Annotated in this window: 2 protein-coding genes and 1 pseudogene; all 3 read right to left on the bottom strand. The window is 61.6% G+C overall.

The features are described 5' to 3' along the window. Positions 1-40: 40 nt before the first annotated feature. Positions 41-439, bottom strand: coding sequence for a hypothetical protein (locus OKC30_RS20550; RefSeq protein ID WP_270665413.1), 399 nt, complete (start codon positions 437-439; stop codon positions 41-43). Between the two features lie 9 nt (positions 440-448). Next, entirely contained in the window at positions 449-1,636 is a 1,188-nt protein-coding gene (locus tag OKC30_RS20545; protein ID WP_048208147.1) for an amino acid ABC transporter permease, read from the bottom strand. A gap of 62 nt (positions 1,637-1,698) precedes the next feature. Further along, positions 1,699-2,496 (bottom strand): annotated as a pseudogene (locus tag OKC30_RS20540) (amino acid ABC transporter substrate-binding protein); the annotation flags it as partial. Between the last annotated feature and the right edge of the window lie 67 nt (positions 2,497-2,563).

Raw genomic sequence — 2,563 nt, 5'->3', positions numbered from 1 at the left:
ACAGCCTTGCTCCCCCAACTCAAGTCGCATTTATGAATAATTAGTCAAAAATGTGCTTATCTGAACAGCATTGCCCCTTGCGCGGGGTCTTTGGCCAGATGAGCAGGGCCAGCAGCGCCGCCAGACCGGCGAAGGTCAGGTTGATGCGCCAGTACTGATCAGCCGGGTAGAAGCCATAGAGATACTGCCCCAGCCGGCTCTCGATGAAGATCCAGCAGGCACCGCCCTGGACGCAGGCCTCGCGGCTGCTCCCCTGCCAGGTGGCCGAGAACAGCGCCCAGTCCAGTGCAGACCAGATGAGTGGCAGCAACAGATAGGCCAGCACCAGGGTCAGCAGGCCGTTCCACCAGTTGGGGAAGAGGTTCTGCCTGATCCAGGCGAGCGGCCCCCGACGGTGGTTGGGAGGCGGCAGCGCCTCCTGCAATTCATTCACGAACATGACAGCTCCCTAGCGCTCAACCAGCGTCATTCTGCGGTTGTAGATGTTCATCAGCACCGAGGTGGTGATACTGATGACGAGATAGACCCCCATGGTCATGGCGATGACCTCGATGGCCTGCCCTGTCTGGTTGAGAGTCGTCCCCATGAACACCGAGACCAGATCCGGGTAGCCGATGGCTGTCGCCAGGGAGGAGTTCTTGGTGAGGTTCAGATACTGGCTGGTCAAGGGAGGAATGATGACCCGCATGGCCTGGGGAATGATCACCAGCCGCAGCGTCTTGGTGGGCGAGAGCCCGAGGGCGGAAGCCGCCTCCGTCTGCCCCTTGCTGATGGCCAGGATGCCGGATCGCACTATCTCGGCGATGAAGGCCGCCGTATAGATGGTGAGCGCCAGCAAGAGGGCCGCGAGCTCCGGCAGCACCGTCAGCCCCCCCCGGAAGTTGAACCCTTGCAGCGCAGGCACGCTCCAGCTGAGCGGGCTGCCCGCCAGCAGGAAGGTGATGCCCGGGAGCAGCATGACCAGGGCGGCCACACAGCGCCAGAACGGGAAGATCCTGCCGGTCAGGGCCTGACGGCGGCGAGCCCAGCGGCCCAGCCCCCAGCTCAGCAGCACCGCGAGCACCAGTGCCCAGAGCACGTAGCCGAATCCCTCTTCGAACAGGGGCTTGGGCAGATAGAAACCCCGCACGTTGAGGAAGGCGAGCCCGCCAATATCCACGCTCTGACGCGGGGAAGGCAGGGTACGCAGCACCGAGAAGTACCAGAAGAAGATCTGCAGCAGCAGCGGGATGTTGCGAAACGTCTCTATGTAGACGGCCGCTATCTTGGCCACCAGCCAGTTGCGCGACAGGCGCGCGACCCCGAGTGCGAACCCGAGCAGGGTGGCAAACAGGATGCCGAGCACGGAGACCAGCAGGGTGTTGAGCAGACCCACCACGAAGGTGCGACCGAAGGTATAGGTCTCGTCGTAGGGGATGAGGCTCTGCAAGATGCCGAAACCGGCCGTGTTGCCCAGAAAATCAAAGCCTGTGGTGATGCCACGGGTGGCCAGATTGGTCAGGGCATTGTTGACGATGTAGAACAGAAACCCGATAACCGCCGCGATGGCCAGGCACTGGAAGAGCAGCGCCCGCACCTTGGCGTCATACCACCAGCGGCCCTGTTCTTTCCTATGGTTTGATGCGTGTAACGCCATGAGGATGACTCCGACAAAGCCAGGGAAAACATGGGGGGCCAGGCCCCCCGGTGACTGTCGACTCAGCGGATGGGTGGCGCGTACATCAGACCGCCCTTGTTCCAGAGGGCATTGATGCCGCGATCAATCTTGAGGGGGGAGCCGGCACCGGCGTTGCGATCGAAGGATTCACCGTAGTTGCCGACCTGTTTGACGATGTTGTAGGCCCATTTGTCATCCAGCCCCAGCACAGTCCCTTTGGGCTCTTCCAGCCCCAGCAGGCGACGGATTTCAGGATTGGTGGACTTGAGCATCTCGTCCACGTTGGCACTGGTGACCCCGGCCTCCTCGGCATTGAGCATGGCGTTGAGGCTCCAGCGCACCACCTTGAACCACTGATCGTCACCCTGACGCACGGCTGGGCCCAGCGGCTCCTTGGAGATGACCTCCGGCAGCACCACGGCTTCCTCTGGCTTGGTGAGCTTGATCTTGAGGGCATAGAGCTGGGACTGATCCGAGGTCAGCACGTCACAGCGGCCGGCTTCGAAGCCCTTGACGGTCTGATCCGAGGTATCGAACACCACTGGGGTGTACTTCATGCCGCCATTGGCGCGGAAATAGTCAGCCAGGTTGAGCTCGGTGGTGGTACCGGACTGGATACAGACGGCGGCACCGTCAAGCTCCTTGGCGCTCTTGACCCCGAGGGACTGCTTGACCAGGAACCCCTGCCCGTCGTAGTAGTTCACCCCGGCGAACGTGAGGCCCAGCGACCCATCCCGGGTCAGGGTCCAGGTGGTATTGCGCGAGAGCAGATCCACTTCCCCGGACTGCAGGGCGGTAAAGCGCTCCTTGGCGGTGAGGGAGACATACTCAGGGCGAGATCGTGAACGTTTTGAAGCAATGTTAAGAGGATTTGACCGACCGATCTGGGTGTGATCTTATACTCTC

The sequence above is a fragment of the Aeromonas sp. QDB18 genome, from assembly GCF_027705325.1.
GTDB lineage: Bacteria > Pseudomonadota > Gammaproteobacteria > Enterobacterales > Aeromonadaceae > Aeromonas > Aeromonas caviae.
The sequence above is the reverse complement of the archived record's forward strand: the minus strand, read 5'-3'. Positions and strand labels throughout refer to the sequence as shown.

What these genes read in the sequence shown, in the direction of transcription:
- OKC30_RS20545 (WP_048208147.1), bottom strand. Translation starts at nt 1,636, where the DNA reads ATGGCGTTACACGCATCAAACCATAGGAAAGAACAGGGCCGCTGGTGG.
- OKC30_RS20550 (WP_270665413.1), bottom strand. Translation starts at nt 439, where the DNA reads ATGTTCGTGAATGAATTGCAGGAGGCGCTGCCGCCTCCCAACCACCGT.